Consider the following 25,599-nt stretch of genomic DNA (forward strand, 5'->3'; position numbering starts at 1 on the left):
ACTCGCTGCGATCTCTCGCCAGCGGGAGGCGAATTCTACAGCGTTTCAATCCGCTGTCAACCACCTTTTTCACCGCTGCCGATCTTTCGATCGAAGCCCCTCCGGTACTACCTGGAACATCTAACTCGTTGAATCTCAAGGAGTTTTCCGTTCCGACTACGCCGGAAGTGGGGCGAATTATAGAGAGATAAAACGGTGCGTCAAGGCTTAATTGCAATAAATCTGTCGCAGAGGTCAAAAACCCTAAAAACAACGGGGGAGGCCTGTCGGCCTCCCCCTTTATCTACCTTGCCTTAAAGGCTAGGGAACGCGAATTGCGACGCCTCATGGCTGGCACGTTGCGGCCAACGCTGGGTGATCGCCTTGCGACGGGTGTAGAAACGCACACCGTCCGGACCGTAAGCATGCAGGTCGCCAAACAGCGAACGCTTCCAGCCGCCGAAGCTGTGGTAAGCCACGGGCACCGGCAGCGGTACGTTGACGCCGACCATGCCGACTTCGATCTCGTCACAGAACAGGCGCGCAGCTTCACCGTCGCGGGTGAAGATGCAGGTGCCGTTGCCGTATTCGTGTTCGTTGATCAGGCGCATTGCCTCTTCCAGGCTGTTGACGCGAACCACGCACAGTACCGGCCCGAAGATTTCTTCTTTATAGATACGCATCTCCGGGGTCACGCGGTCGAACAGCGTGCCACCTACAAAGTAGCCATCTTCGTTACCGGCAACACGGAACCCCCGGCCATCCACAACCAGCTGCGCACCTGCGGCAACGCCGTCGTCGATGTAGCCAACCACTTTGTCACGCGCGGCTGCAGTAACCAGCGGGCCCATGTCCAGGCCGCAGGACGTGCCGGCACCGATTTTCAGTGCCTTGATCTGTGGTTCGAGCTTGGCGATCAGTGCATCGGCTACCTGGTCACCGACGCAAACTGCGACGGAGATGGCCATGCAACGCTCACCGCAAGAACCGTAGGCAGCGCCCATCAGGGCACTGACCGCGTTGTCCAGATCGGCATCCGGCATCAGCACGGCGTGGTTCTTCGCGCCGCCCAGGGCCTGGACGCGCTTGCCGCGCTTGGTGCCTTCGCTATAGATGTACTCGGCAATCGGGGTCGAACCCACAAACGACAGGGCCTTGACCTCTGGCGCCTCGATCAGTGCATCGACCGCCTCTTTGTCGCCGTGCACCACGTTCAGCACGCCGTTAGGCAGACCGGCTTCGTGCAGCAGCTGGGCAATCAGCAACGTCGAGCTTGGGTCACGCTCCGACGGTTTGAGAATGAAGCAGTTACCGCAGGCAATGGCCAGCGGGTACATCCACAGCGGCACCATCGCCGGGAAGTTGAACGGGGTGATACCGGCAACCACACCCAGCGGCTGGAAGTCAGACCAGGCATCGATGTTCGGGCCGACGTTGCGGCTGTACTCGCCCTTGAGCACTTCCGGGGCCGCGCAGGCGAATTCGACGTTCTCGATGCCGCGCTTGAGCTCGCCTGCGGCGTCTTCAAGGGTCTTGCCGTGTTCTTCGCTGATCAGTTGCGAGATACGCGCTTCGTTCTGCTCCAGCAGTTGCTTGAAGCGGAACATCACCTGGGCGCGCTTGGCCGGCGGCGTATTGCGCCAGGCCGGGAACGCAGACTTGGCCGAGTCGATCGCCTGCTGTACGGTTTGCTTGCTGGCCAGGGCGACCTTGTGGATAGCCTGGCCAGTCGACGGGTTGAAGACATCCGCGGTGCGCTCATCAGCAGCAACCAGCTCGCCATGGATCAAATGTTGAACAGTGCTCATGCAGAACTCCAGAAAGAGGCTGTAGCTGGACGCGAGCGAACCCGCGTCCTCTTCTTATATAGAAAGGGATAAGGATCAGGAGACCTGGTTGATCGCTTCGCCGACGGCGTCGAACAGACGATCCAGTTCCTGCGGCTGGCTGTTGAAAGTCGGGCCAAACTGCAGGGTGTCGCCACCAAAGCGCACATAGAAGCCGGCTTGCCACAGTTTCATGGCGATCTCGTACGGACGCACGATGGCGTCACCGTCACGGGCGGCAATCTGGATGGCGCCTGCCAGGCCATAGTTACGGATGTCGATGACGTTCTTCGCCCCCTTGACACCGTGCAGCACTTTCTCGAAGTGCGGCGCCAGTTCGGCGGCGGCCTGAACCAGGTTTTCCTTTTCCAGCAGTTCCAGCGCGGCGAGACCTGCGGCGCAGGCAACCGGGTGGGCCGAGTAGGTGTAACCGTGAGGGAATTCCACGGCGTATTCCGGCGTAGGCTGGTTCATGAAGGTCTGGTAGATCTCGCTGCTGGCAATCACTGCGCCCATCGGGATCGCGCCGTTGGTGACTTGCTTGGCGATGCACATCAGGTCCGGGGTCACACCGAAGGCTTCAGCACCGGTCATTGCCCCCATACGGCCGAAGCCAGTGATCACTTCGTCAAAGATCAACAAGATGTTGTGCTGGTCGCAGATTTCGCGCAGACGCTTCAGATAGCCCTTGGGCGGCGGCAGTACTCCGGCCGAACCGGCCAGTGGCTCGACGATCAGCGCAGCGATGTTCGAGGCATCGTGCAGCTCGATGACTTTGAGCATTTCGTCAGCCAGGGCAATACCGCCCTCTTCCGGCATGCCTTTGGTGAATGCGTTGCTGGCCAGCAGGGTATGCGGGATATGGTCAACATCGAGCAACTGGCCGAACAGTTTACGGTTACCGTTAACGCCACCGAGGCTGGTGCCGGCAATGTTCACGCCGTGGTAGCCACGGGCACGGCCGATCATCTTGGTCTTGGTGGCCTGGCCTTTCAGGCGCCAGTACGCGCGAACCATCTTCAGCGCGGTGTCACAGCACTCGGAACCGGAGTTGGTATAGAAGACGTGATTGAGATTGCCCGGGGTCAGGTCGGTGATCTTCTCGGCCAGCTGGAACGACAGCGGGTGACCGAACTGAAACGCCGGCGAGTAGTCGAGCACGCCCAGCTGACGCGATACCGCTTCCTGAATCTGCTTGCGGGTGTGGCCGGCACCGCAGGTCCACAGGCCCGACAGCGAGTCAAATACCTTGCGGCCTTTGTCGTCGGTCAGGTAGCTGCCTTCGGCGGCGACGATCAAGCGTGGATCGCGCTGAAAATTGCGGTTGGCGGTGTAGGGCATCCAGTGGGCGTCCAGCTTCAGCTGGCTGGCCAGACCGACAGGAGCGTTTTCAGGCAGATTCATCGGGCAAGTCCTCGCAAGGCAATTGAGCAGCGAAAGTGTTGTTGCGACTAAGTTGTCACGCGGATAAAGTCTGGAAAAGCCAACTTTTCTAATCTTCAGGTTGATGATCACTAAACTATGAGCCGCCGCCCCGATCCACTCGCTCAAGTCAGCGATTTCGATATTCGCCTGCTCAAGATCTACCGCAGCGTGGTGGAGTGCGGCGGCTTTTCCGCAGCAGAGAACGTGCTGGGTATCGGCCGCTCTGCCATCAGCCAGCAGATGAGCGACCTGGAGCAACGCCTGGGGTTGCGCCTGTGCCAACGCGGACGCGCTGGCTTTTCACTGACCGAGGAAGGCCGCGAGGTGTATCAGTCGGCCCTGCAACTGCTCAGTGCCCTGGAGAGTTTTCGCACCGAGGTCAACGGCCTGCACCAGCACTTGCGCGGCGAACTCAACATCGGCCTGACCGACAACCTGGTGACCTTGCCGCACATGCGGATCACCCACGCCCTGGCCCAGCTCAAAGACCGCGGCCCGGATGTGCGCATTCAGATTCGCATGATTGCCCCCAGCCAGGTTGAACAAGGGGTACTCGACGGTAGCCTGCATGTCGGCGTGGTACCGCAAACCAGCCCGCTGTCGGGCCTGGAATATCAGCCGCTGTACAGCGAACGCTCGCTGCTCTACTGCGCCGTGGGCCACCCGCTGTTTTATGCCGATGACCGCCAGCTGGACGACGACCGGCTCAATACGCAGGACGCCATTGCCCCGACATTCCGGCTGCCAGCCGATATCCAGGCGCACTACCAGGCACTCAACTGCACCGCCAGCGCCTCGGACCGTGAAGGCATGGCCTTTCTGATTCTCACCGGGCGCTACATCGGTTATCTGCCGGATCACTACGCCAGCTTCTGGGTGCAACAAGGGCGGCTGCGCGCACTCAAGCCCACCCAACGTTTCTACGACCTGAGCCTGTGCTGGGTAACGCGCAAAGGCCGACGTCCGCACCTGGTGCTGGAAAGCTTTCTGGAAAGCCTGGCGGCTACTCGCTGAGTGCTAATGCTGGTAGGTTAGCCCTTTGGAAGTGATACCCATTGCCTTGACTGGAACCGCCCATGTCCTTTGAAGTCCCTGCGCATCGTGTCACCGCCCCAGGCAAGCCCGCCGGGCGCATTCGTCAGAAGAACGAACAAGCCATCATCCAGGCAGCCGAAGACGAGTTCGCCCGGCACGGTTTCAAGGGCACCAGCATGAACACCATCGCCCTCAAGGCCGGCTTGCCCAAGGCCAACCTGCACTACTACTTCACCAACAAGCTCAGCCTGTATGTGGCGGTGCTGAGCAACATCCTCGAACTGTGGGACAGCACCTTCAACACCTTGAGCGTCGAAGACGACCCGGCAACCGCGCTAAGCACCTACATCCGCACCAAAATGGAATTCTCCCGGCGCAACCCTCAGGCCTCGCGAATCTTCGCCATGGAGATCATCAGCGGTGGTCAATGCCTGAGCGACTACTTCAGCCAGGATTACCGCGACTGGTTCAAGGGCCGGGCGGCGGTGTTTCAAGCCTGGATCGATGCCGGAAAAATGGACCCGGTCGACCCGGTCCACCTGATTTTCCTGCTCTGGGGCAGTACTCAGCACTATGCCGACTTTGCCACCCAGATCTGCCAGGTCACCGGCCGCAGCCGCCTGACCAAGCAGGACATGGAAGATGCCAGCAACAATCTTATCCACATTATTCTCAAAGGCTGTGGCCTGAAACCCTGAGACCGAATCTGCGTTTATGCCTTTTACCCTGCTCGACACCTGCGAGTTTCGCGAAGATATTCGCAAGAGCCGCTTCATCACCCTGGCGGCGCCGATCAACAGCGCCGCCGAGGCCATGAGCTTCATTGAACAGCACAGCGACCTGGCTGCCACCCACAACTGCTGGGCCTGGAAGCTGGGGGCGCAGTATCGCAGCAGTGACGATGGCGAACCCGGCGGCACGGCCGGACGGCCTATCCTCGCCGCCATCGAAGCCCAGGACTGTGATCAGGTCGTGGTCCTGGTGATCCGTTGGTATGGCGGCATTCAGTTAGGCACCGGCGGCCTGGCCCGGGCCTACGGTGGCGGCGCCAACAAATGCTTGCAGCAAGCCGAGAAGCGCTTGCTGGTAACCCGCAGCGAAGTCAGTTGCAGTTGCAGCTTCAGCGAACTGGCCCTGCTCAAACTACGCGTGAGCGAGGCCAATGGCCTGGTCCTGAACGAAACATTCACCGCCAATGGCGTCGACCTGCTGCTCGCGCTCGGTGAAGAGCAGATCGAGCCGTTGCAGCGTCACCTGGCCGACCTCAGCCGCGGGCGGATCCTGCTTGAACGCCACTGAACAATTGCCCACTTTTACTGTGGGCCCGGCTGTGGATAAGCTCTGAGCATTCCCTTGGGGCCCTTGATTTACGTGGCCTGCACGCAAACGATCATATTTTGATCAAGATTTGATGACAGCCTACCAACCGCCGAAAAATCAGTCAGTTATCTCCATTTATTGCCGGTGGGAAGAAGCCGACAGGCACTTATATCCACATGCTGTGATTGCTCACAGATACTGTGGAGCAAGCTGTGGATAAGCCGTGTAACCCTTCTTCAATGGCCTGTTCGGCCACGGTTTGACTAGACTGGTTATTCTTTGATCAACGACTCATTCATTGAAAGGAGTTCCTTCATGCCTTCGAACAAAACCGCCCTGATCATCGGTGCGTCACGCGGCCTCGGGCTCGGCCTGGTACAGCGCCTCAAGGAAGACGGGTGGGAGGTCGACGCCACGGTCCGCAACCCAGAGAACGCCCCCGCATTGTCGGCAATTCCTGGCGTCCGGGTACACACCCTGGAAATGAACAGCACCGAGCAACTCAATGCACTGCAAGCAAAGCTGCAAGGTCAGACTTTCGACCTGCTGTTCGTGAACGCCGGGATCATGGGGCCAGGCGACCAGAATGCCGAACGCGCAAAACTGGCCGATGTCGGCGACTTGTTCATGACCAATGCCGTATCGCCCATCCGCGTCGCCCAGCGCTTCAACCCGCAACTGCGCAACGATGGCGTGCTGGCCTTCATGAGTTCGATCCTGGGCAGCATTGCCATTCCCGACGGTAGCGAGATCTGCCTGTACAAAGCCAGCAAGGCGGCGCTGAACTCGATGATCAACAGCTTTGTGACCCTGAATCAGCCCACGCAAACCGTACTGGCCATGCACCCGGGCTGGGTCAAGACCGACATGGGCGGCGAAAATGCCGAGATCGATGTGCTGACCAGCACCCGTGGCATGGTTGAGCAGATCAACGCCAAAGCCGGCAAAGGCGGCCTGCACTTCATCAACTACAAAGGCGACAGCCTGATCTGGTGAAATGAGCAGTCAGAGCCCAAGCGTGGCCAGCAGGATAAAGGTGGCGAACAGCACAAAGTGAGTCATGCCCTCGATGGCGTTGGTTTCGCCATCGTTGAGGTTGATTGCACTGACAATCAGGGTGATGGAAATCATCACGGTCTGCACCGGCGTCATGGCCATCTGAAACGGCTGGCCAGTGTAGAGCGCCATCGCCTCCATCAGCGGAACCGTCAATATCACCGTGGACAGCGATGCGCCCATGGCGATATTGACCACCGACTGCATACGGTTGGCCAACGCTGCTCGCAAGGCGGTGAGAATCTCCGGCGCTGCCGAGATGGTAGCCACCACAATAGCCATCAACACCGGCGGTGCACCGCTGCCCTCCAGGCCATACTCCAGCGGATGAGACATGGTCTCCGCCAGCACGCCGATGATCACCACGCCGGCCACCAGGATCACCATCGAACGGGTCTTGCTGGTCGGTATCGGCGAAATGTTCCTGCGCTTTTTCTGTGGATAGCTGTAGCTGAAAAAGTAACTGTGCGGGCCGACCTGCATGCGCAGGAACAACGCGTAGAGCAACAGCATGGCGGCAATGGTGAAGGCCGAATACAGCTTCCAGTCACCCCGGGGAATGAACTCGGGCACCACCATCGAGACGCCCATCGCGGTCATGATCATCACGCTGTAGGTGCGTGCCGAATCATCGTTGTACGACTGCTCCCCATGCTTGAGCCCGCCCATAAGTGCCGCAAGGCCCAGGATGCCATTGATGTCGAGCATCACCGCCGAGTAGATGGTGTCGCGCACGAGGGTTGGCGATGACTGGTTGCTCATCATGATCGCCAGCACCAACACTTCGACCATCACCGCAGACAAGGTCAGAATCATCGTGCCGTAAGGATCGCCAACTTTCTCGGCCAGTACTTCCGCGTGCTGGGCAACACGCATCGACGCACAAATGATCGCCACCACCAGCACCAGCCCAGCCAGTAGCGCGACCGTGTGGCCATGCCCCAACAGCTGCCCTTGCAGCGGCCAGGCCAGCACCGCCAGCAGCACGGCCAGCAACAACGGCTTTTCCTGATTCAGAAGGGTGAGCATCGGCGACAGGGCTCAAGTGACGGCAGGCACCATGACTGTAGCCACTGTAGCAAGATTACGACATGTAACGCCCGGTCAGCTTTCTCCTCCAGCAGGGGACAACCCCTGTAGAATGCCGCCAACCGCACCTGATGAGAAACCGAGTTTATGTACGACTGGCTTAACGCGCTGCCCAAGGCAGAATTGCACCTGCACCTGGAAGGATCGCTGGAGCCCGAGCTGCTGTTCGCCCTGGCTGAACGCAACAAGATTGCCCTGCCGTGGAACGATGTCGAAGCCTTGCGCTCGGCCTACGCCTTCAACAACCTGCAGGAATTTCTCGACCTCTATTACCAGGGCGCAGACGTGTTGCGCACCGAGCAGGACTTCTACGACCTGACCTGGGCCTACCTGCTGCGCTGCAAAGCGCAGAACGTGATTCACACCGAACCGTTCTTCGATCCGCAGACCCACACTGATCGGGGCATTGCCTTTGAGGTGGTGCTCAACGGCATCAGCCGTGCACTGAAAGATGGCCAGCAGCAACTGGGCATCAGCAGCGGCCTGATCCTCAGTTTCCTGCGTCATCTGAGCGAAGAAGAAGCACACAAGACCCTCGATCAGGCCATGCCATTTCGCGATGCCTTCATCGCCGTCGGCCTGGACAGCTCGGAAATGGGTCACCCGCCAAGCAAATTCCAGCGTGTTTTCGACCGTGCCCGCAGTGAAGGTTTCCTGACTGTTGCTCACGCCGGCGAAGAGGGCCCTCCCGAGTACATCTGGGAAGCCATCGACCTGCTCAAGATCCAGCGAATCGACCACGGCGTGCGCGCCATCGAAGACGAGCGCCTGATGCAACGCATCATCGATGAGCAGATCCCGCTGACCGTCTGCCCGTTGTCCAACACCAAACTCTGCGTGTTTGACCACATGCGCCAGCACAACATCCTCGACATGCTCGAGCGTGGCGTGAAGGTGACGGTTAACTCGGATGACCCAGCGTATTTCGGTGGTTATGTGACCGAAAACTTCCATGCGCTGCACACCCACCTGGGGATGACCCAGGACCAGGCCCGACGCCTGGCGCAAAACAGCCTGGATGCACGTCTGGTAAAGCCGTAACGGCCTAAAGCCACACCGCGGGACCTGCTGCACAAGCAAGCCGGCCCCGCACTACCCGGCAAATGGCGCCTAGCTCACCGATTGCAACGCCCTGGGTTGCGCCATCTGGTTGATCTGCCGGATGCCGGTCGCACTGATCTGCAGCAGGCGGGATGTCTCGTTTTCGCGAATCCACCCGGACTGCATGAACAGTTTCAGCAAACTGCTACGCAAGGCGCCGCCCAGGTGCGGACGATGATCGTTCCATTCGCTGCAGCACCGGCAACTACTCAAGCCTTTGCATTGATAACGGGCAAACGCATCGATAAAGATGCCGTGGCGGGCAAACTGTCGCCGCCCTTCGGGAGTCACTTCGGCCTGCTGTTCCACACCCTCCAGCCAACCGGCATCATACAGGCGCTGATAGAGGTCGGCGGCCAGTTCGCCGCCCAGGTGATCACCACACAACCGTGCACGGCGCATCGACAAGGGCACATCGACACGCGCCTGGGCCGTTCCCTGGTCCCGGCCACTAACCTGAACACTGGCCAGCGCCTCCACGGCTGCGCCGACTTCAGGCCCGGCCAGTCTGAAGTAACGCTTTCGCCCTCGGGGCTCAAGTTTGAGCAAACCACTGGCGGACAGCTTTGCCAGATGCGCACTGGCCGACGACGGCGTCAGGCCGGCCAGGTGCGCCAGTTCATCCGAGGGCCGCGCCATGCCATCGATCAACGCCCAGAGCATCGCGCTACGTTTTGGATCGGCAAGCAAACTGGCAATCTGGCTGATACTTGTTACAGGTTTCATATCTCAACTCCCTGCGAGATCACATCTGATATCGATTGAATAACCATGTCAGCAGCATTTACTGCGAGGTTCCCGATGCCAGTGCGACTGGAAGTTGTAATGTCGGCTCACCTGTAGCCCGTACTGAAAAAATAAAAGTCAGAGTGAGAGCAATACGTGCCGGCCGTTGGCATGGAAGTTCCTCTCGCTGGAAACGACTGCTGGATCCATTATAAGCCGCTATGAGGATACAGTTTCCGCTGCCACTGGCAGGCACAAGGCAAATCAATCCTGCTCCTGCCAACCAGGAGAGGTCCTCACGCCAGATAATTATTGATAACTTTCGAAATGATTGTTGTAAAACCGCAGCCCACACCTATTTATTAAAGTTATTAAATAGCTGGCCATAAAAAAAATTGAAATGGAACCTACAAACACTGCACATAAAGACTACAAATCATTAAGTAAATTCTGCGGCATTGGATGGCCCTCTACAGACTGAAGGCCTTCAGTTGATCAAACAGTACCTGGCAACGCGCCCTGAGCAGGTTGCGCAGCAACTGCACCGGTTTGCCCAGTTGTGCCCGATGTGTGCAGATCAGGTTCAACGGCGCGGGTTCCCCCGGCAGCCCCCCCAACAGCACCCTCAAACGCCCTGAGCGCACATCATCAGCCACATCCAGCCAGGATTTATAGGCGATCCCGTGACCGGCCAGTGCCCAGCGACGAACCACATCGGCATCATCACAAAAGCGGTCACCGCTCACACTGATACCTGCAGCACTCGGTCCCTGGCCGAACTGCCAATAATCGTGAGCACGATTGCCCAATTGATAGAGCAGGCAATTGTGCTGCGCCAGGTGTGCCAACGCCGCAGGTTCACCGTAGCGTTCCACATAGGCCGGCGACGCGCACAATACCCGCCGATTGTCCGCGCACAGGGGTAACGCCACCAGGCTTGAGTCCTCCGGCGTGCCATAGCGCAAGGCTATGTCTGCAGCCTGACGAAACAGGTCGGCATTGCGGTCACCCAACAGCAGGCGCACGGACAGCTTCGGGTGGTCGCGTTGCAGTTCATCCAGCCAGGGCAACAGCACATTGCGACCGAAGTCAGAGGGTGCAGACAGCTGCAGGACACCGCTGACCTCATCCTGCCCCCGTACCAACTGGCGCCGCCCTTCCTCCAGACTGGCCAATGCACTGCGTGCATGCTGCAAAAAGCCTTCCCCCTCAGCCGTCAGGCGCAGGTTGCGGGTAGAACGGGCCAGCAAGCGCGTGCCAAGTTGCTGTTCAAGGCGTTTAAGCGCAGCACTGGCCACCGCTGGCGAAAGGTCAAGCAGGCGCGCTGCTGCAGACAGGCTACCCAGCTCTGCGGTGCGCACAAACAATTGCAGGTCATCGAATCGCACAGGGCTTCGCCATTATCAAAAAAATATTGAAAGTCTCTCTTGTTCTAGCGGCTTTTAACCAAAAGTAAAAGCGCCAATCATGACGCCCTCACTCTTGTTCGAAGAACGACGCCCATGAAAGCCATTGCCTACTACCACTCGCTGCCCATCACCGATCCGGCCTCACTGCAGGACATTGACCTGCCGACCCCGGTACCCGGCCCACGCGACCTGCTGGTAGAGGTGCGCGCGATTTCGGTAAACCCGGTCGACACCAAAGTACGCAACAACGTGCAGCCCGAAGCCGGTGCGGCCAAAGTGCTGGGTTGGGATGTGGCGGGCGTGGTCAAAGCGGTAGGCAATGAAGTCAGCCTGTTCCAGCCCGGCGACAAGGTCTACTACGCAGGTTCCATTGCCCGCGCCGGGGCCAACAGCGAGCTGCATGTCGTCGACGAGCGCATTGTTGGCCACATGCCAAAAACCCTGGGCTTTGCCGAGGCGGCAGCGTTGCCGTTGACCGCCATCACCGCCTGGGAACTTCTGTTTGAACGCCTGCAGGTACCTGAAGGCCAGGATGACCTGGGCCAACGCCTGTTGATCGTCGGCGCGGCGGGCGGTGTCGGCTCGATCCTGACCCAGTTGGCCCGTCAGTTGACCGGCCTCACCGTCATCGGTACCGCTTCGCGTCCACAGACCCGTGAATGGGTCGAACAGTTGGGTGCCCACCTGGTGGTCGATCACAGCCAGCCACTGGCCGAAGCGCTAAAGGCACAAGGCATTGATCACGTAACGCACGTGGCCAGCCTGACCCAGACCGACCAGCACCTGGCTCAACTGGTCGAAGCGCTGACGCCGCAAGGCAAGCTGGCACTGATCGATGACCCCAAGCAACTGGATGTTGGCTTGCTCAAGCGCAAGAGCCTGTCACTGCATTGGGAGTTCATGTACACCCGCTCGCTGTTCGAGACTGCTGACATGATCGAGCAGCATCACCTGCTCAACCGGGTCGCCGGACTGGTCGATGCCGGCACACTCAAGACCACCCTCGGCGAGCATTACGGCACCATCAATGCGACCAACCTGCGCCGCGCTCACGCCTTTCTGGAACGCGGTGCAGCCAAAGGCAAGATCGTCCTCGAAGGCTTCTGAAACCTTATGTAACAAAACGCCCACCTCGATTTCGGGGTGGGCGCGACCGTCAGTCTGACAACTGATGCAGATCATTTTCCAGCCAGCAGGCAGCGCTACAATTCTTCAGCCAACGCTAACCGCAGGTGTGCAACGATGATCATTCAAGTCAGTGCATCAAGCCAGAAACCCGGCTGCCCGTGGCAAGTTCGACTGGACCAGCACGTGGTGAGTTTTCGCAGCGAGGCCGAAGCCCGCACCTTCGTCAATACCTTGCAGACCCGTCTGCAGGCGCCCCATCCGCTCAAACAGGCCGGCTGAACTGCAAGCGCCGGGTGGCCATTGCAATCGCCACTGCCACCAGGCCACACACGCTGATGACCAAGGCCATCGGCACCGCCGTTCCATCGTGCAGCAGACTGACCATTGCCGCAGCCCCTGCGGCGACGCTGAACTGCACGCTGCCTAGCAATGCCGAGGCACTCCCGGCCCGTGCACCCTGCCCGTTCATCGCGCAGGCCGACGCGTTGGGAATGATGCAGCCCAGGCTGGCAATACACACAAACAGCGGAATCAGCAGTGGCCAGAGCCGGTCCGGTTGCAGTGCACTGACCGCCAGCAACGCCAACCCCGCCAACAGGTACACCCACACGGTGCGCGACAGCAAAAAAGCCGGCCCGCGCTTGGCCAACAGCCGGGCGTTAACCTGAGCGACCAGGATGAACCCCGCCGCGTTGCTGCCGAACAACCAGCCGTAATGCTCGGCAGGCACGCCATAGAGTTTGATGAAGACAAATGGCGAGCCCGCGATGTAGGCGAACATGCCCGCCAAGGCGATGCCGCCAGTCAACGCATGACCAAGAAAAATGCGGTCCTTGAGCAAACTGCCGTATTGGCGCAGCGCACCCGAGAGCGGTTGACGCGGCTGATTGGCCGGCAGGCTTTCGGGCAACCCGAGCGTAACAGCCAGGCTGCACAAGGCGCTGAACAGGGTCAGGGCGATGAAGATCGACTGCCAGCCAAAGGCATTGACCAGCACGCCGCCCAGCATCGGTGCCAGGATAGGCGCCAGGCCCATCACCAGCATCAGCTGGGAAAACACTTTGGCCGACGCCACCGCATCGCATTTGTCACTGACAATCGCCCGCGACAGCACCATGCCGGCACACCCGCCCAGCGCCTGGACAAAGCGCGCCAGGATCAGTGCGTCCAGGGTGGGGGCAAACGCGCAGGCCAGCGATGCCAGGGTAAACAGGCTGACGCCGATCAGTAGCGGAACCCGGCGACCAAAGCGATCAGCCATCGGGCCATAAACGAGTTGACCGATGGACAAACCGAGGAAGTAAACCGCCAGGGTGGTCTGAATGTGTTTTTCGTCGGTAGCGAATGCCAGCGCCATGGCCGGGAAACCTGGCAGGTAGAAGTCAATCGCCAGGGGGCCGAACGCACTCAAGGCGCCCAGAATCAAAATGGTTCGCAGGTTCATCGGAAATCCATAGCAGGCTAAGCAAGTCCGCTAGTCTAACCGCCCTGCCGGGGTTTGGCTGTGAAGAGTTGTGCCCGCGCCGCGAATCTTTTCGTGCTCGACGCGGGCAAATGGCCTCAGACCGCTTCGGCCTGGTAGCCCTCTTCACGGATCAGCTGAAGAATTTCCGGGGTCGGCAACGCGCTCTGCACCTTGACCTGCTTCTGGCCCAGGTCAACTTCGACAATGGCGTCAGCATCCTGAGCCTGGACGGCCCGAGTCACGGCCTTGACGCAATGGCCGCAGGTCATTCCTTGAACGTTGAACACTTGCATGGGGACTGCCTCCTGTGGGTTTGAGCAGAGTTTCAAGCTTGCCACCGGGGCAAGGTCAAGATCCTCGACAACCTGCCGGGCTGGAAATCGCGGCCCGGGTCGGCCAAGCTGCGAACCTGACGATTGACGATGCAGGAGTTTCAATTCATGCGCAGGGCAGCTTTCGGCCTTTACGGCCTGCTGGGTATTCTCGGTCTGTTTACTCAGGCCAACGCCGCCGGGCCAAGCGACTACAGCATTCTGATCATCTCCCGCGAACGCCTGGAAGTGGCCACTACGTGCGAGATTGGTGTGTACATCAACGACCAGTTGGCCGGCCGTGTGTTCCAGGAGCAATCGACCTCGTTCAACCTGCCGCCGGGCAGACTGGATGTGCGCCTGCGTTACCTGCCGGGTCATGTACCCGGCTGCCAGCCGGGCATCGAGAATCAACGCAGCACGCCACTGACGTTGCAGGCGGGCCAGATCAATAAATACCGGATCGCCGTCGATCAAGATGGACTCAAACTGATCAAGGCCGGCCTGGGCTATTGACCTTCCCCGCATGGCAAGGTTGATGCTGGTGGCCTGTCCAAGGAGGAGTGCCCATGTCTGCATCTACCACTTTCGATCTGCCCATTGCCGGTATGACCTGCGCCAGTTGCGCTGGCCGGGTCGAGCGCGCGCTGCGCAAAGTCAGCGGCGCCGAACAGGTCAGCGTCAACCTCGCCACCGAACAGGCGCGGATTCAAGCACCCGCCGATAGCTTGCCGGCGCTGGTCGAGGCCGTCGAACAAGCCGGCTACCATGTTCCCAGCCAGACCCTGGAGCTGCAGATCCAGGGCATGACCTGCGCCTCCTGTGCCGGCCGGGTCGAACGCGCACTCAGCAAGGTTGCCGGGGTACAACAGGTCAGCATCAACCTGGCCAACGAACGTGCCCACGTGCAAGTGCTCGGCCACCTCGACAGCAGCGTGCTGATCGATGCGGTCTCCCGTGCGGGCTATTCAGCCAGTTTGCCTCAAAGTGCCCAGACCAATCAGGTCGATGCCGAGCAACGCCTGCGTAAAGAGCGCTGGTCGGTGGCGCTTGCCGTTTTACTGGCGTTGCCGCTGGTGCTGCCGATGCTCCTGCAACCGTTCGGCGTGCACTGGATGCTGCCGGCCTGGGCTCAATTCGTTCTGGCCACACCGGTGCAGTTCATACTCGGCGCACGCTTTTATGTCGCAGCCTGGAAAGCAGTCCGCGCCGGTGCCGGCAACATGGACCTGCTGGTCGCCATCGGCACCAGTGCCGGCTACGGCCTGAGTCTGTATGAATGGGCCCAGGCAAGCCCCGGGGTGATGCCGCACCTGTACTTCGAAGCCTCCGCCGTCGTGATCGCGCTGGTGTTGCTCGGCAAGTACCTGGAAAGTCGCGCCAAACGCCAGACCGCCAGCGCCATCCGTGCCCTTGAAGCCCTGCGCCCGGAACGCGCCCTTTTGCTGATCGATGGCCAGGAGCGCGATGTGGCGATCAGCGAACTGCGCCTGCACGACCTGGTCGTGGTGAAACCCGGCGAACGCTTCGCCGTAGACGGTGAAGTGGTCGAAGGCCAGAGCCACGCCGATGAAGCGCTGATCAGCGGCGAAAGCCTGCCGGTGCCAAAACAGCCCGGCGACAAGGTCACCGGTGGTGCGATCAACGGCGAAGGACGCCTGATTGTCCGTACCCTGGCGCTGGGGACGGAAACCGTACTGGCGCGAATCATCCGCCTGGTCGAGGACGCACAGGCAGCCAAGGCGCCGATCCAGAAGCTGGTCGACCGGGTCAGCCAGGTGTTCGTGCCCGCCGTGCTGGTGCTGGCACTGATTACCCTGGTTGGCTGGTGGCTCACCGGCGCACCGATCGAAACCGCGGTGATCAATGCCGTGGCCGTGCTGGTAATCGCCTGCCCTTGTGCACTGGGCCTGGCAACGCCAACGGCGATCATGGCCGGTACCGGGGTCGCAGCCCGTCACGGCATTCTGATCAAGGATGCTGAAGCCCTGGAACGTGCCCATGAGGTCAACCGGGTGGTGTTCGACAAGACCGGCACCCTGACCTCCGGCAGTCCACGCATTGTCCACAGCCAGGCTGTCGTTGGTGAGGCCGCACAGTTGCTGCAACTGGCCGGCGCGCTGCAACGTGGCAGCGAACACCCGCTGGCCAAGGCCGTGCTCGATGCCTGTGCAGAACAAGGTCTGGCTGTGGCCGATATCAGCAACAGCCAGTCGCTGACCGGCCGTGGTATCGCCGGCAGCCTCGATGGCCGGGAACTGGCTCTGGGCAACCGGCGCCTGCTTGAAGAATGCGGCCTGCAACCCGGAGCGCTGGCAGCCAGCGCCCAGGCCTGGGAAGCCGAAGGCCGGACCCTGTCGTGGTTGATCGAGCGCAGTCCGCACGCACAGGTACTGGGCCTGCTGGCGTTCGGCGACAGCCTCAAGCCCGGTGCCGGGCAAGCCATTCGACAACTGGCCGACAAGGGCATCAGCAGCCACTTGCTGACTGGCGACAACCGCGGCAGTGCCAAGGTCGTCGCCCAGGCGTTGGGGATCGACGATGTGCACGCCGAGGTGCTGCCGGCCGACAAGGCGGCTACCGTGACGGCACTCAAGCAATCGGGCGTGGTGGCGATGGTCGGCGACGGCATCAACGATGCGCCGGCCCTGGCGGCTGCCGACATCGGTATCGCCATGGGCGGTGGCACCGACGTGGCCATGCAGGCCGCCGGCATCACCTTGATGCGCGGTGACCCGCGCCTGGTGCCAGCGGCGCTGGAGATCAGCCGCAAGACCTACGCGAAGATACGCCAGAACCTGTTCTGGGCCTTTATCTACAACCTGATCGGCATTCCTCTGGCCGCCTTCGGTATGCTCAACCCGGTACTGGCCGGGGCAGCGATGGCGCTGTCGAGTGTCAGCGTGGTCAGCAATGCGCTGTTGCTCAAGACCTGGAAGCCCGAAACTCCGCCGCAGGACGACGCCTCATGAATATCGGTCAAGCCGCCCGGCGCTCCGGATTGAGCGCCAAGATGATTCGCTACTACGAGTCCATCGGCCTGCTCAAGCCGGCCCTGCGCAGCGACAGTGGCTATCGCCTGTACCAGCAGGACGACCTGCACCGCCTGGCGTTTATCAAGCGTTCGCGGGACCTTGGGTTTTCTCTTGAAGAAGTCGCGCGCCTGCTGACCCTGTGGCAGGACCGCCAGCGCGCCAGCGCCGACGTCAAAGCCTTGGCCAGCCAGCATATCGACGACCTCAACCGGCGCATCGAGGAACTGGTCAGCCTGCGCGACACCTTGAGTGAACTGGTCGCCCACTGCCAGGGCGATGACCGCCCGGACTGCCCGATCCTCAAGGACCTCGCAGCCGGCGGCAGTTGCTGTCACTGACGGTTTATTGCAGCCACGGCGGCGCGGGCTCTTCATCCTTGCTCGCGCCGTGTTCGGCAGCCTCCCTGACAGCCCGACGACGGGCTTCATCGAGGCGTGCAGCGTCGATTTCGCGCATTACCCCGGCAACGTCGGCGCTGTGCAGCTCTTCTTTGAACTGCCCCGTCAGTTCGCTATCGGGCAGCAGTTCGCCGGCCTGATACAGGGCCCACATTTCTCGGGCATAGCGGGTCTGTTTAAGCTCCGGGGCAAATCGTCCGAAATAGGCCGCCATGTTGCCGACATCACGCTCGAGCATACTGAACGCGTGGTTGTTACCCGCGGCATCCACCGCCTGCGGCAAGTCGATGATCACCGGCCCTTCGGGGCCGAGCAGGACGTTGAACTCCGACAGGTCGCCATGCACCAGGCCGGCACACAGCATCAGCACGATCTGACGCACCACGAAGGTGTGGTACTCACGCGCCTGCTCCGGTTCCAGGTGCACGTCATTGAGGCGCGGCGCCGCATCACCGAATTCGTCCGCGACCAGTTCCATCAGCAGCACGCCGTCGAGAAAGTCGTACGGCCGTGGCACCCGCACCCCGGCATTGGCCAGACGGAACAGGGCCGCCACCTCGGCGTTCTGCCACGCGTCTTCGGCCTCCTTGCGCCCGTACTTGGAGCCCTTGGCCATGGCCCGGGCCTGGCGGCTATTACGGACCTTGCGTCCCTCCTGGTACTCGGCAGCCTGACGAAAGCTGCGTTTGTTGGCTTCCTTGTAGACTTTGGCGCAACGCAGTTCGCGGCCGCAGCGCACCACGTACACAGCAGCTTCTTTGCCACTCATCAGCGGTCGTAATACTTCATCGACCAGTCCGTCTTCAACCAGGGGTTCAATGCGTTTTGGAGTCTTCATCGGCTTTTGTCGGGGGTCCTGTTCTGCCAGACACGAGATTTTTTGTTGATCACCAGTACGGCACCGGCTTGTCGCTGTAGCAAGACCGCACTGCGTTGTAACGGCAAACCGGCCGACTTGCCATAGTTTTTGTAACTCTGTCGGCACAATCGTTCACAAAAACCGTTAGCCCCCTTTTCCAGCTACAGGCGCAGCTCGCCCGGGGTGGAGCCGAACAAGCCCTTGAAGGCCGCAATATAGGCCGATGTGGAGTCATATCCACAGCCCAATGCCGCTTCCGTCACGCTTTGCCCGGCCTCAAGCGCGGTCAGCGAAGACAGCAGGCGCATGCGCTGGCGCCAACCGCGAAAACTCAAGCCTGTTTCACGCTGGAACAGGCGCATCAGGGTTTTTTCCGAGGTATTCAAACGCTGCGCCCACTGTCCCAGGGTTTGCCCCTGCTCCGGGTTGGCGAGCAATTCGTTGCACAGTTCCAGCAAACGCGGGTGCTGCGGCAACGGCAGCGAAAACGCCACTTCCGGCAAGGCCTGCAACTGATCGAGCAGGACGCCCGCCAGCCGCGCTTCGGGGCTGTCACCTTCGGGATAATCCACCGGCATCAGGCAGAACTGCTTGATCAACTCTCGGGCCAGCGGCGTGACCTCCAGCACCCGGCACTGCCCCGGCGCCCAACCGGCTTCCTCACGGCGCACATAAAGGCTGCGCATCTCGGCCTGCATCGACGTCACCACTTCGTGCTCCACCCCGGCCGGTATCCATACCCCCCACTGCGGTGGTGCAAAGTAACTCCCTTCGGCGGTGTAGACACCGAGCACGCCACTGATTGCGTAGGAAAACTGCACCCAATCATGCTGATGACGCGGCGTCCAGGAGCCGGCCCCAAGGCTTTCCGCCCGTGCGTACAGCGGCCGTGGCAAACGTTCCAGCACGGGAATCGAACGAGGGGACGGCTGTTGTCCGTTAGTCGGCATCAGTTGGCCTTATGTCGCAAGACGGTATCCATGGACCGAGCGTAGCCTGTGCCGTCAATGAACACAAAATGATTCGAAGGTCCGCCTATGCACGTGCTCAAACACCTCAAACGCGTGGTAACCGACTGGTTCCTCTGCGGTATGTTCCTTGCCACGTTTCTGGCCTGGCTGTTTCCCGGCTTTGGCCGCAGCGGCGGCGCCATGCATGCCGAATACGTGATCAACATCGGCGTGTTTCTGGTGTTCTTCCTGCACGGCATCAACCTCTCCGGCGAGCAGATTCGCCATGGCCTGCGCAACGGCCGCCTGCACCTGATGGTGCAGGGCTTTACCTTCGTGGTCTTCCCGCTGCTCTGGTGGCTGGCCGACACACTCCTGGGCAGCCAGGTACCGGCACTGCTGATGCTGGGTTTTTTCTACCTGTGCGCCCTGCCCTCGACCATTTCGTCTTCGGTAGCCCTGACCGGCAGCGCCGGTGGCAACGTGCCTGCAGCGATTCTCAATGCCAGCCTGTCCAGTGTCCTGGGGATATTCCTGACGCCCTGGCTGGTCAGCCTGGTGGTGGGTACCGGCAGCAACGGCATCGATCTGGGCGCAACCTTGCTCGACCTGTGCACCTTGCTGTTGCTGCCGTTGGTGCTGGGCCAGGCGATGCGCCCATGGCTGGGACGCTTCTTTGCCCGCTACAAACGTTACACCAGCGTCGCCGACAAGCTGGTGATTTTGCTGCTGGTCTACGCCGCGTTCTGCAACTCGATGGTTTCGGGCATGTGGCAGGAACAAGGTAGCTCGGTGTTGCTCACCGCCCTGCTGGGCAGCGCGACGTTGTTGGCATTGATCCTTTGGCTGACCACCCGTACTGCCCGCGCCCTGCGCTTCAGCCCGGCCGATGAGGTGGCGGCGGTGTTTTGTGCGAGCAAGAAATCCCTGGCCGCCGGTGCGCCGATGGCGGCACTGATTTTCGGCGCACACCCTGGCCTGGGCCTGATCCTGCTGCCGATCATGATCTACCACCCGCTGCAACTGATCGTTTGCTCGATCATGGCCGAGCACTACGCCAATCGCCCGGCACCGACGACCGACGCGGCGTTGCTCAGCGCTCGATAATCGCCGTCACGCCCTGGCCCCCGGCCGCACAAATCGAGATCAGGCCACGGCCCTTGCCGGCCGTGGCCAGCAGCTTGGCCATGTGGGCCAGGATACGACCGCCGGTGGCCGCAAACGGATGCCCTGCCGCCAACGAACTGCCCTTGACGTTGAGCTTGCTGCGGTCGATAGCGCCTAGCGGTGCACTCAAACCCAATCGCGTCTGACAATACGCGGGGTCTTCCCAGGCCTTGAGGGTACAGAGCACCTGGGCCGCAAAGGCTTCATGGATTTCGTAATAGTCAAAATCCTGCAGGCTCAGGCCATTGCGCGCCAGCAACCGTGGTACAGCATAAGCCGGCGCCATCAGCAGCCCTTCCTGGCCTTTGACGAAGTCCACGGCGGCGGTTTCGCCATCGACCAGGTAGGCCAATACCTCCAGGTTGTGCTCTCGGGCCCAGTCTTCACTGCCCAGCAATACCACCGAAGCACCATCAGTCAGGGGCGTTGAGTTGCCGGCAGTCAGAGTGCCCTTGTCGCTACGCTCAAATACCGGCTTCAGGCTGGCGAGCGTCTCCAGAGTCAGGTCGGCGCGCAGGTTGTTATCGCGGGTCAGTCCCTGAAACGGCGTGAGCAGGTCATCGTGCCAGCCCTCGGCGAAGGAAGTCGCCAGGTGCTGGTGGCTGAGCAGGGCCAATTCATCCTGGGCCTCGCGGGGAATGCCCCAGGTCTGCGCCATCAGTTCACAGTGCTGGCCCATGGAAAGGCCGGTACGGGGTTCGCCATTACGAGGCAGCTCCGGTTTCAGGTGGTGCGGGCGCAATGCAAGAAAGGCCTTGAGCTTGTCGGCCAGGGTTTTGCCGCGGTTGGCCTGCAGCAAAATGCGCCGCAAGCCTTCGCTGACGGCTATCGGCGCATCGGAGGTGGTATCGACACCGCCGGCAATCGCGCTGTCGATTTGCCCAAGGGCGATCTTGTTGGCCACCAGCAACGCCGTTTCGAGCCCGGTACCGCAGGCCTGCTGCACATCGTAAGCCGGCGTTTGTGCCGACAGCCTTGAGCCGAGCACGCACTCGCGGGTCAGGTTCATGTCCCAGGAATGCTTGAGTACCGCACCGGCTGCCACTTCCCCCAGGCGCAAGCCATGCAGGCCAAAGCGCTCGATCAACCCTTCGAGGGCTGCCGTGAGCATCACCTGATTGCTGGCCGTGGCATAGGCACCGTTGGAGCGGGCGAAAGGAATTCGGTTGCCGCCAATGATTGCGACCCGGCGCAAAGAGCCCATGGGTAATGTCCTTTTTCTACGAAACAGTGCGCTACAGCGTAGGTGTTTTTTCTGCATTCGAACGACCAACGGCCAAAGATGGTCCACACTTTGAGGCTAATTTCCGGGAGAGCCGCACATGAGCGATCGCTATATCAACTTCGCCAACTCCGACCTCGGCCGCCGCCTGGTGGGCGCCGTCGGCCTGCCCAGCCCGGCACGTCTGGAGCGCTGGGAGGCCGGTCGCATGCGCCCTGTGGAAGGTGCCCTGCTGCTCGGTGGCGGGCCGCTGGCGAACAAGGTCGAAGCCTTCGCCAAGCGCCTTACCGACGATGTCTACAGTTTTGCCAGCCCCGACTTGAGCGCGACCGAATGGGTAGCGGGCCTTGGCCCCAAACTCAAGGCGGTGGTCTTCGACGCCAGCGAACTGGACGACAGCGATCAGCTCAAGCAACTGCGTGAATTCTTCCAGCCCTTGCTGCGCAGCCTGGCGACCTGCGCCCACGTGGCCATTCTCGGGCGCGCCCCGGAGCAACTCGATGACCCGCTGGCTCAAGTCGCCCAACGCGCTTTGGAAGGGTTCAGCCGTTCACTGGCCAAGGAGCTGCGTGCCGGCGGCACCCTGCAGTTGCTGTATGTCAGCGACGATGCCGAAGACCAGCTTGAAGGCGCCCTGCGCTTTTTCCTTTCGCCCAAGAGCGCGTTTGTTTCTGGCCAGGTCCTGCGCCTGACGGCCTGCGCTGGCCAGGTCCAGGACTGGACCCGCCCCCTGGCCGGGCGCAAGGCGCTGGTTACCGGGGCAGCCCGCGGCATCGGTGCGGCCATTGCCGAAACCCTGGCCCGTGACGGTGCCGAGGTGGTGCTGCTGGATGTACCGCAAGCCCGGAGCGACCTCGAAGCCTTGGCCGCACGCCTCGGTGGGCGTAGCCTGGCCCTGGACATCTGCGCTGCCGACGCCCCCGCGCAATTGATCGAAGGCCTGCCGGACGGTATCGATATCGTTGTGCACAACGCCGGTATTACCCGCGACAAAACCCTGGCCAACATGACACCGGAATATTGGGATTCGGTGCTCGCCGTCAACCTCAAGGCGCCGCAGTTACTGACCCAGGCCCTGTTCGACAGCGGTGCCCTGCACGACAACGCGCGTATCGTGCTGCTGGCCTCGATCAGCGGCATAGCCGGCAACCGTGGGCAGTCCAACTATGCCGCGAGCAAGGCCGGTCTGATTGGCCTGGCCCAGGCCTGGGCACCAAAACTGGCCGCCCGTGGTGGCAGCATCAACGCGGTGGCACCCGGATTCATCGAGACCCGCATGACGGCGGCCATTCCCTTCGCCCTGCGTGAAGCCGGGCGACGCATGAGCTCCCTGGGCCAGGGCGGGCTGCCGCAGGATGTCGCCGAAGCCATCGCCTGGCTGGCGCAGCCGGGCAGCGGTGCAGTCAATGGCCAGGTGCTGCGCGTGTGCGGCCAGGCCGTGATGGGGGCCTGAGCATGACTCGACAGTGGCATGACCTGAGCACTACCGATGCGCTGGCTGGCCTCTACGCACGCGCCGCACGCAAGCGCAAAATCAGCGGCGACACATTGCCCGACATCGGGTTGCGCTGTGATCTGGAGGTCCAGCCCGCGCAATTGGAGCAGTATCGCAAGCTTTGCCATTTCAGTGACGACGGGCGCCTGCCGCCGACGTTTCCTCATGTCATGGCGTTCGCGCTGCAGCTGCAACTGCTGACCGACAAGGCCTTCCCGTTTCCCCTGCTCGGCCTGGTTCACCTGGAGAACCGCATCCGCGTGCTGCGACCGCTTGGCGGTATCAGCCGGCTGCGCTTCAGCGTGCAGGTGGATAACCTGCAGCCCCACGAAAAAGGCGCCACCTTTGACCTGATCACCGACGCCAAAGACGGCCTGGGCCTGCTCTGGTCCGAGACCAGCCGCATGCTTTGTCGCGGCCTCAAACTCGATGGTGAGCCTACCGTCGCGCCAATACCTGAGCCCGTCGCGCTAAATGAACTGACCCGCTGGTATGCCGACAGCGACATCGGCCGGCGTTATGCAAAGATTTGCGGCGACTACAACCCGATTCACCTCAGTGCTGCCAGCGCCAGACTGTTCGGCTTCCCCGCCGCCATCGCCCACGGCATGTGGAGCAAGGCCATGACCCTCGCAGCGCTGCGAAACCATTTGCCGGTCAGTGGCTACGAAATCGATGTCAGCTTTCTCAAACCCGTACGCCTGCCCAGCGAAGTGATCCTCAATGCCAGCCCTGGCGCCGACACCGGCCAGTTGCAGCTGGATGGCCACGGCGAGCTGGTGCACATGCGCGGCGCCTGGCGGCCACTGGGCTGAAACCGCCACTTGCGTTGCAACGGCCCGCGCCTGAAGCTATGCAGCTTGAGGAGAGCCTTGATGAACCTGCACGAACTGACCCAACGCCTGCACCGCATCCGTGACACCAATGACTGGCGCGGCTTTCACAGCCCGAAGAACCTGGCAATGGCCGCCAGTGTGGAAATGGCCGAACTGGTCGAGATCTTCCAGTGGCTCAGCGAAGACCAGTCGCGCCAGTTGCCTGCCGATCAACTGGAACACGCCGGCCAGGAAGTCGGCGACGTCGTGCTGTACCTGTTGCTGTTGTGCAGCGAGCTGGGCCTGGACATGGAGCAAGTGGTGCGCGCCAAACTGGCCGACAGTGAAAGGCGCTTTGCCCGATGAAAGACCGTCATTTCGATGCGCTGGCCACCCGCTTTGCCGAAAAAATCTACGGCGGTGCCAAAGGCGCGATCCGCCTCGCGGTCCTTCAGGCCGACCTCGCAGAAACCCTGCCCGACCGGCCATTGCGCGTGCTGGATATTGGCGCTGGCCTGGGCCACATGGCCCTGTGGCTGGCCGAGCGCGGCCATCAGGTGACCCTCGCCGAACCGGCAGCGCCGATGCTCGAAGGGGCCCGCGAACGCTTCGCCGAGGCCGGGCAACCAGCCACGTTCATCCAGGCGCCCTGGCAAGACTTGCTGGGGCAACTGACCGAACCCTACGACCTGGTGGTGTGCCACGCCGTGCTGGAATGGCTGGCAGAGCCGGAAACCATCCTGCCGGTGCTGCACCAGTTGACCCGTCGCGACGGCCTGCTGTCACTGGCCTTCTACAACCGTGACGCACTGGTCTACCGCAACCTGCTCAAGGGCCATTTCCGCAAATTGCGCCGCGACGACATGGCCGGCGAAAAGCAGAGCCTGACCCCGCAAAAACCGCTTGATCCGCGCACACTCAAGGTGCAACTTGAAGACCTGTGGCAGGTCGAAATAGAAAGCGGCGTACGGGTTTTCCACGACTACATGCCCAGTGAATTCCAGGCCAGGGCCGAGTTGATCGACCTGCTGGAAATGGAGCTGGCCCACCGACGTCACCCCGCCTTTGCCGGCCTGGGGCGCTACCTGCACTGGATCTGTCGACCACGCTGAATCACACCGGGAGGGTGACATGCCGTACCGTTTGAGCGCAGGCCTGCTGTGCGTGGCACTGGCGGGCTGCCAAGGCAGCAATCCCTACGTCGCCAGCTCCCGTCCCCTGCCGCCGGCACCGCCCGGGGCAGCCACCACCTTTGATGCCAGCGCCTACCCGCCAGCACCGCGCGACTATGGACGCTACCGCAGCTGGACCTGGCGCGACGGGCAACTTCCGACCGGTGCTGCATTGACCGAGCCTGCACAACTGGCCGATGCCGTCAGCAATGCCCTCGACCAGCGCGGCTTGCGCCCGGCGCGCAATGGCCAGGGCGATCTGCTGGTCAGTGCCAACATGAGCCTGGAGCGTCGCCTGCGCCAGGTGCGTGAAGACTATTACCCCTACGATGCCTATCCCTACGGTGGATACGGCTACGGCGGCTACGGCAGCGTGGGACGCTACCACAATGGCTACGGTGTCTACGGCAGTGTGCCATTGGTGCGCACCTATGAAGTGGAAGTGATGGTGGTGCACCTGGAGCTGTATGACGCCCGCGACGGTCAGGCGGTGTGGAGCACCAGTGCCGAGACTGCCAGCCAGGGTTCCCAGGGCGAGCGCGAGGACGCCCTGCGTGAATCCGTCAAAAAAGCCCTCAGCGGCTATCCTCCTAGCTAAATGCAATTGGAGATCCAT

General features: G+C 61.4%; 27 protein-coding genes. 17 read left to right on the forward strand and 10 right to left on the reverse strand.

What is annotated here, in order from left to right; genetic code table 11:
* A partial coding sequence (locus tag I5S59_RS26435; protein WP_232239625.1) for a hypothetical protein occupies positions 1 to 191 on the forward strand: 191 nt, incomplete at its 5' end.
* Between the two features lie 102 nt (positions 192 to 293).
* On the opposite strand, the gene I5S59_RS06980 is transcribed toward I5S59_RS26435, so the two are convergent.
* Together I5S59_RS06980 and I5S59_RS06985 are read right to left on the reverse strand one after the other, a co-directional pair.
* Positions 294 to 1,787 (reverse strand): CoA-acylating methylmalonate-semialdehyde dehydrogenase, encoded by a 1,494-nt coding sequence (locus I5S59_RS06980; protein WP_128321427.1) that lies wholly within the window; start codon positions 1,785 to 1,787, stop codon positions 294 to 296.
* A gap of 75 nt (positions 1,788 to 1,862) precedes the next feature.
* Positions 1,863 to 3,209 (reverse strand): aspartate aminotransferase family protein, encoded by a 1,347-nt coding sequence (locus I5S59_RS06985; protein WP_128321428.1) that lies wholly within the window; start codon positions 3,207 to 3,209, stop codon positions 1,863 to 1,865.
* Positions 3,210 to 3,326: 117 nt separating this feature from the next.
* On the opposite strand from I5S59_RS06985, the gene I5S59_RS06990 reads away from it, so the two are divergent.
* The 4 genes from I5S59_RS06990 to I5S59_RS07005 all read left to right on the forward strand — a co-directional run bounded on the left by I5S59_RS06990 (position 3,327) and on the right by I5S59_RS07005 (position 6,581).
* A complete protein-coding gene (locus tag I5S59_RS06990; protein ID WP_128321429.1) occupies positions 3,327 to 4,244 on the forward strand; it encodes a LysR family transcriptional regulator in 918 nt (305 codons plus the stop codon).
* A gap of 62 nt (positions 4,245 to 4,306) precedes the next feature.
* Positions 4,307 to 4,963 carry a TetR/AcrR family transcriptional regulator gene (locus tag I5S59_RS06995; RefSeq protein ID WP_128321430.1) on the forward strand — a complete coding sequence of 219 codons (657 nt, stop codon included), beginning with the start codon at positions 4,307 to 4,309 and terminating at the stop codon, positions 4,961 to 4,963.
* Positions 4,964 to 4,979: 16 nt separating this feature from the next.
* Positions 4,980 to 5,564 (forward strand): IMPACT family protein, encoded by a 585-nt coding sequence (locus I5S59_RS07000; protein WP_197875988.1) that lies wholly within the window; start codon positions 4,980 to 4,982, stop codon positions 5,562 to 5,564.
* A gap of 336 nt (positions 5,565 to 5,900) precedes the next feature.
* Positions 5,901 to 6,581 carry an SDR family oxidoreductase gene (locus I5S59_RS07005; protein WP_197875989.1) on the forward strand — a complete coding sequence of 227 codons (681 nt, stop codon included), beginning with the start codon at positions 5,901 to 5,903 and terminating at the stop codon, positions 6,579 to 6,581.
* A gap of 9 nt (positions 6,582 to 6,590) precedes the next feature.
* Here the strand turns inward: I5S59_RS07005 and I5S59_RS07010 are convergent, their stop codons facing one another.
* On the reverse strand, positions 6,591 to 7,670 hold the full coding sequence (locus tag I5S59_RS07010; RefSeq protein WP_197875990.1) for a calcium:proton antiporter: 1,080 nt from the start codon (positions 7,668 to 7,670) through the stop codon (positions 6,591 to 6,593).
* Positions 7,671 to 7,817: 147 nt separating this feature from the next.
* Between I5S59_RS07010 and I5S59_RS07015 the strand changes: the two genes are divergently transcribed.
* Entirely contained in the window at positions 7,818 to 8,771 is a 954-nt protein-coding gene (locus I5S59_RS07015; RefSeq protein ID WP_197875991.1) for an adenosine deaminase, read from the forward strand.
* A 69-nt stretch (positions 8,772 to 8,840) separates the two neighbouring features.
* Here I5S59_RS07015 and I5S59_RS07020 read toward each other — a convergent pair whose 3' ends face one another.
* Both I5S59_RS07020 and I5S59_RS07025 read right to left on the reverse strand, forming a co-directional pair.
* Positions 8,841 to 9,557: an ArsR/SmtB family transcription factor gene (locus tag I5S59_RS07020; protein ID WP_197875992.1), complete on the reverse strand. Its 717-nt coding sequence runs from the start codon at positions 9,555 to 9,557 to the stop codon at positions 8,841 to 8,843.
* A gap of 470 nt (positions 9,558 to 10,027) precedes the next feature.
* Positions 10,028 to 10,945, reverse strand: a complete 918-nt coding sequence (locus tag I5S59_RS07025; protein ID WP_197875993.1) for a LysR family transcriptional regulator — start codon at positions 10,943 to 10,945, stop codon at positions 10,028 to 10,030.
* Between the two features lie 114 nt (positions 10,946 to 11,059).
* Between I5S59_RS07025 and I5S59_RS07030 the strand changes: the two genes are divergently transcribed.
* Both I5S59_RS07030 and I5S59_RS07035 read left to right on the forward strand, forming a co-directional pair.
* A complete protein-coding gene (locus tag I5S59_RS07030) occupies positions 11,060 to 12,073 on the forward strand; it encodes a zinc-binding alcohol dehydrogenase family protein (RefSeq protein WP_197875994.1) in 1,014 nt (337 codons plus the stop codon).
* Positions 12,074 to 12,208: 135 nt separating this feature from the next.
* A complete protein-coding gene (locus I5S59_RS07035; protein ID WP_197875995.1) occupies positions 12,209 to 12,373 on the forward strand; it encodes a hypothetical protein in 165 nt (54 codons plus the stop codon).
* Here I5S59_RS07035 and I5S59_RS07040 read toward each other — a convergent pair.
* Positions 12,357 to 13,538 (reverse strand): multidrug effflux MFS transporter, encoded by a 1,182-nt coding sequence (locus I5S59_RS07040; RefSeq protein WP_197875996.1) that lies wholly within the window; start codon positions 13,536 to 13,538, stop codon positions 12,357 to 12,359. The two genes, I5S59_RS07035 and I5S59_RS07040, sit on opposite strands and share 17 nt — an antisense overlap.
* Positions 13,539 to 13,654: 116 nt before the next feature.
* A complete protein-coding gene (locus I5S59_RS07045; RefSeq protein WP_197875997.1) occupies positions 13,655 to 13,852 on the reverse strand; it encodes a heavy-metal-associated domain-containing protein in 198 nt (65 codons plus the stop codon).
* A 147-nt stretch (positions 13,853 to 13,999) separates the two neighbouring features.
* On the opposite strand from I5S59_RS07045, the gene I5S59_RS07050 reads away from it, so the two are divergent.
* From I5S59_RS07050 to cueR, 3 genes are read left to right on the forward strand one after another with little or no spacing between them, the layout of a single operon-like run.
* A complete protein-coding gene (locus I5S59_RS07050) occupies positions 14,000 to 14,386 on the forward strand; it encodes a hypothetical protein (RefSeq protein ID WP_197875998.1) in 387 nt (128 codons plus the stop codon).
* A gap of 53 nt (positions 14,387 to 14,439) precedes the next feature.
* Positions 14,440 to 16,842 carry a heavy metal translocating P-type ATPase gene (locus I5S59_RS07055; RefSeq protein ID WP_197875999.1) on the forward strand — a complete coding sequence of 801 codons (2,403 nt, stop codon included), beginning with the start codon at positions 14,440 to 14,442 and terminating at the stop codon, positions 16,840 to 16,842.
* Complete coding sequence (cueR, locus tag I5S59_RS07060; RefSeq protein ID WP_197876000.1) at positions 16,839 to 17,243, forward strand: Cu(I)-responsive transcriptional regulator; 405 nt, start codon at positions 16,839 to 16,841, stop codon at positions 17,241 to 17,243. The genes I5S59_RS07055 and cueR overlap by 4 nt, the downstream gene beginning before the upstream one ends.
* A 4-nt stretch (positions 17,244 to 17,247) precedes the next feature.
* Here cueR and I5S59_RS07065 read toward each other — a convergent pair whose 3' ends face one another.
* Both I5S59_RS07065 and I5S59_RS07070 read right to left on the reverse strand, forming a co-directional pair.
* Complete coding sequence (locus tag I5S59_RS07065) at positions 17,248 to 18,141, reverse strand: PA4780 family RIO1-like protein kinase (RefSeq protein WP_128321442.1); 894 nt, start codon at positions 18,139 to 18,141, stop codon at positions 17,248 to 17,250.
* A 182-nt stretch (positions 18,142 to 18,323) separates the two neighbouring features.
* A complete protein-coding gene (locus I5S59_RS07070) occupies positions 18,324 to 19,112 on the reverse strand; it encodes an AraC family transcriptional regulator (RefSeq protein WP_197876001.1) in 789 nt (262 codons plus the stop codon).
* Between the two features lie 87 nt (positions 19,113 to 19,199).
* Between I5S59_RS07070 and I5S59_RS07075 the strand changes: the two genes are divergently transcribed.
* Complete coding sequence (locus I5S59_RS07075) at positions 19,200 to 20,219, forward strand: bile acid:sodium symporter family protein (protein WP_197876002.1); 1,020 nt, start codon at positions 19,200 to 19,202, stop codon at positions 20,217 to 20,219.
* On the opposite strand, the gene I5S59_RS07080 is transcribed toward I5S59_RS07075, so the two are convergent.
* On the reverse strand, positions 20,206 to 21,483 hold the full coding sequence (locus I5S59_RS07080; protein ID WP_197876003.1) for an acetyl-CoA C-acetyltransferase: 1,278 nt from the start codon (positions 21,481 to 21,483) through the stop codon (positions 20,206 to 20,208). The genes I5S59_RS07075 and I5S59_RS07080 overlap by 14 nt on opposite strands.
* 118 nt (positions 21,484 to 21,601) lie before the next feature.
* Here I5S59_RS07080 and I5S59_RS07085 point away from each other — a divergent pair, with 118 nt between their 5' ends.
* From I5S59_RS07085 to I5S59_RS07105, 5 genes are read left to right on the forward strand one after another with little or no spacing between them, the layout of a single operon-like run.
* Positions 21,602 to 22,954 carry a 3-oxoacyl-ACP reductase gene (locus I5S59_RS07085; protein WP_197876004.1) on the forward strand — a complete coding sequence of 451 codons (1,353 nt, stop codon included), beginning with the start codon at positions 21,602 to 21,604 and terminating at the stop codon, positions 22,952 to 22,954.
* A 2-nt stretch (positions 22,955 to 22,956) separates the two neighbouring features.
* Complete coding sequence (locus I5S59_RS07090; protein ID WP_197876005.1) at positions 22,957 to 23,811, forward strand: MaoC/PaaZ C-terminal domain-containing protein; 855 nt, start codon at positions 22,957 to 22,959, stop codon at positions 23,809 to 23,811.
* A gap of 60 nt (positions 23,812 to 23,871) precedes the next feature.
* The gene (locus I5S59_RS07095) at positions 23,872 to 24,177 is read left to right on the forward strand and encodes a MazG-like family protein (protein ID WP_197876006.1); all 306 of its coding nucleotides are present in this window, start codon (positions 23,872 to 23,874) and stop codon (positions 24,175 to 24,177) included.
* Positions 24,174 to 24,923, forward strand: a complete 750-nt coding sequence (locus tag I5S59_RS07100; protein ID WP_197876007.1) for a methyltransferase domain-containing protein — start codon at positions 24,174 to 24,176, stop codon at positions 24,921 to 24,923. The genes I5S59_RS07095 and I5S59_RS07100 overlap by 4 nt, the downstream gene beginning before the upstream one ends.
* Before the next feature lie 19 nt (positions 24,924 to 24,942).
* Complete coding sequence (locus I5S59_RS07105) at positions 24,943 to 25,581, forward strand: DUF4136 domain-containing protein (protein WP_197876008.1); 639 nt, start codon at positions 24,943 to 24,945, stop codon at positions 25,579 to 25,581.
* Positions 25,582 to 25,599: the final 18 nt, after the last annotated feature.

This window comes from Pseudomonas alkylphenolica (assembly GCF_016009175.1).
Taxonomy (GTDB): domain Bacteria; phylum Pseudomonadota; class Gammaproteobacteria; order Pseudomonadales; family Pseudomonadaceae; genus Aquipseudomonas; species Aquipseudomonas alkylphenolica_B.

Excerpts from the sequence above, each read along its gene's own strand:
- I5S59_RS06980 (WP_128321427.1), bottom strand. The coding sequence starts at position 1,787 with ATGAGCACTGTTCAACATTTGATCCATGGCGAGCTGGTTGCTGCTGAT.
- I5S59_RS06985 (WP_128321428.1), bottom strand. The coding sequence starts at position 3,209 with ATGAATCTGCCTGAAAACGCTCCTGTCGGTCTGGCCAGCCAGCTGAAG.
- I5S59_RS06990 (WP_128321429.1), top strand. The coding sequence starts at position 3,327 with ATGAGCCGCCGCCCCGATCCACTCGCTCAAGTCAGCGATTTCGATATT.
- I5S59_RS06995 (WP_128321430.1), top strand. The coding sequence starts at position 4,307 with ATGTCCTTTGAAGTCCCTGCGCATCGTGTCACCGCCCCAGGCAAGCCC.
- I5S59_RS07000 (WP_197875988.1), top strand. The coding sequence starts at position 4,980 with ATGCCTTTTACCCTGCTCGACACCTGCGAGTTTCGCGAAGATATTCGC.
- I5S59_RS07005 (WP_197875989.1), top strand. The coding sequence starts at position 5,901 with ATGCCTTCGAACAAAACCGCCCTGATCATCGGTGCGTCACGCGGCCTC.
- I5S59_RS07010 (WP_197875990.1), bottom strand. The coding sequence starts at position 7,670 with ATGCTCACCCTTCTGAATCAGGAAAAGCCGTTGTTGCTGGCCGTGCTG.
- I5S59_RS07015 (WP_197875991.1), top strand. The coding sequence starts at position 7,818 with ATGTACGACTGGCTTAACGCGCTGCCCAAGGCAGAATTGCACCTGCAC.
- I5S59_RS07020 (WP_197875992.1), bottom strand. The coding sequence starts at position 9,557 with ATGAAACCTGTAACAAGTATCAGCCAGATTGCCAGTTTGCTTGCCGAT.
- I5S59_RS07030 (WP_197875994.1), top strand. The coding sequence starts at position 11,060 with ATGAAAGCCATTGCCTACTACCACTCGCTGCCCATCACCGATCCGGCC.
- I5S59_RS07035 (WP_197875995.1), top strand. The coding sequence starts at position 12,209 with ATGATCATTCAAGTCAGTGCATCAAGCCAGAAACCCGGCTGCCCGTGG.
- I5S59_RS07040 (WP_197875996.1), bottom strand. The coding sequence starts at position 13,538 with ATGAACCTGCGAACCATTTTGATTCTGGGCGCCTTGAGTGCGTTCGGC.
- I5S59_RS07045 (WP_197875997.1), bottom strand. The coding sequence starts at position 13,852 with ATGCAAGTGTTCAACGTTCAAGGAATGACCTGCGGCCATTGCGTCAAG.
- I5S59_RS07050 (WP_197875998.1), top strand. The coding sequence starts at position 14,000 with ATGCGCAGGGCAGCTTTCGGCCTTTACGGCCTGCTGGGTATTCTCGGT.
- I5S59_RS07055 (WP_197875999.1), top strand. The coding sequence starts at position 14,440 with ATGTCTGCATCTACCACTTTCGATCTGCCCATTGCCGGTATGACCTGC.
- cueR (WP_197876000.1), top strand. The coding sequence starts at position 16,839 with ATGAATATCGGTCAAGCCGCCCGGCGCTCCGGATTGAGCGCCAAGATG.
- I5S59_RS07065 (WP_128321442.1), bottom strand. The coding sequence starts at position 18,141 with ATGAAGACTCCAAAACGCATTGAACCCCTGGTTGAAGACGGACTGGTC.
- I5S59_RS07070 (WP_197876001.1), bottom strand. The coding sequence starts at position 19,112 with ATGCCGACTAACGGACAACAGCCGTCCCCTCGTTCGATTCCCGTGCTG.
- I5S59_RS07075 (WP_197876002.1), top strand. The coding sequence starts at position 19,200 with ATGCACGTGCTCAAACACCTCAAACGCGTGGTAACCGACTGGTTCCTC.
- I5S59_RS07080 (WP_197876003.1), bottom strand. The coding sequence starts at position 21,483 with ATGGGCTCTTTGCGCCGGGTCGCAATCATTGGCGGCAACCGAATTCCT.
- I5S59_RS07085 (WP_197876004.1), top strand. The coding sequence starts at position 21,602 with ATGAGCGATCGCTATATCAACTTCGCCAACTCCGACCTCGGCCGCCGC.
- I5S59_RS07090 (WP_197876005.1), top strand. The coding sequence starts at position 22,957 with ATGACTCGACAGTGGCATGACCTGAGCACTACCGATGCGCTGGCTGGC.
- I5S59_RS07095 (WP_197876006.1), top strand. The coding sequence starts at position 23,872 with ATGAACCTGCACGAACTGACCCAACGCCTGCACCGCATCCGTGACACC.
- I5S59_RS07100 (WP_197876007.1), top strand. The coding sequence starts at position 24,174 with ATGAAAGACCGTCATTTCGATGCGCTGGCCACCCGCTTTGCCGAAAAA.
- I5S59_RS07105 (WP_197876008.1), top strand. The coding sequence starts at position 24,943 with ATGCCGTACCGTTTGAGCGCAGGCCTGCTGTGCGTGGCACTGGCGGGC.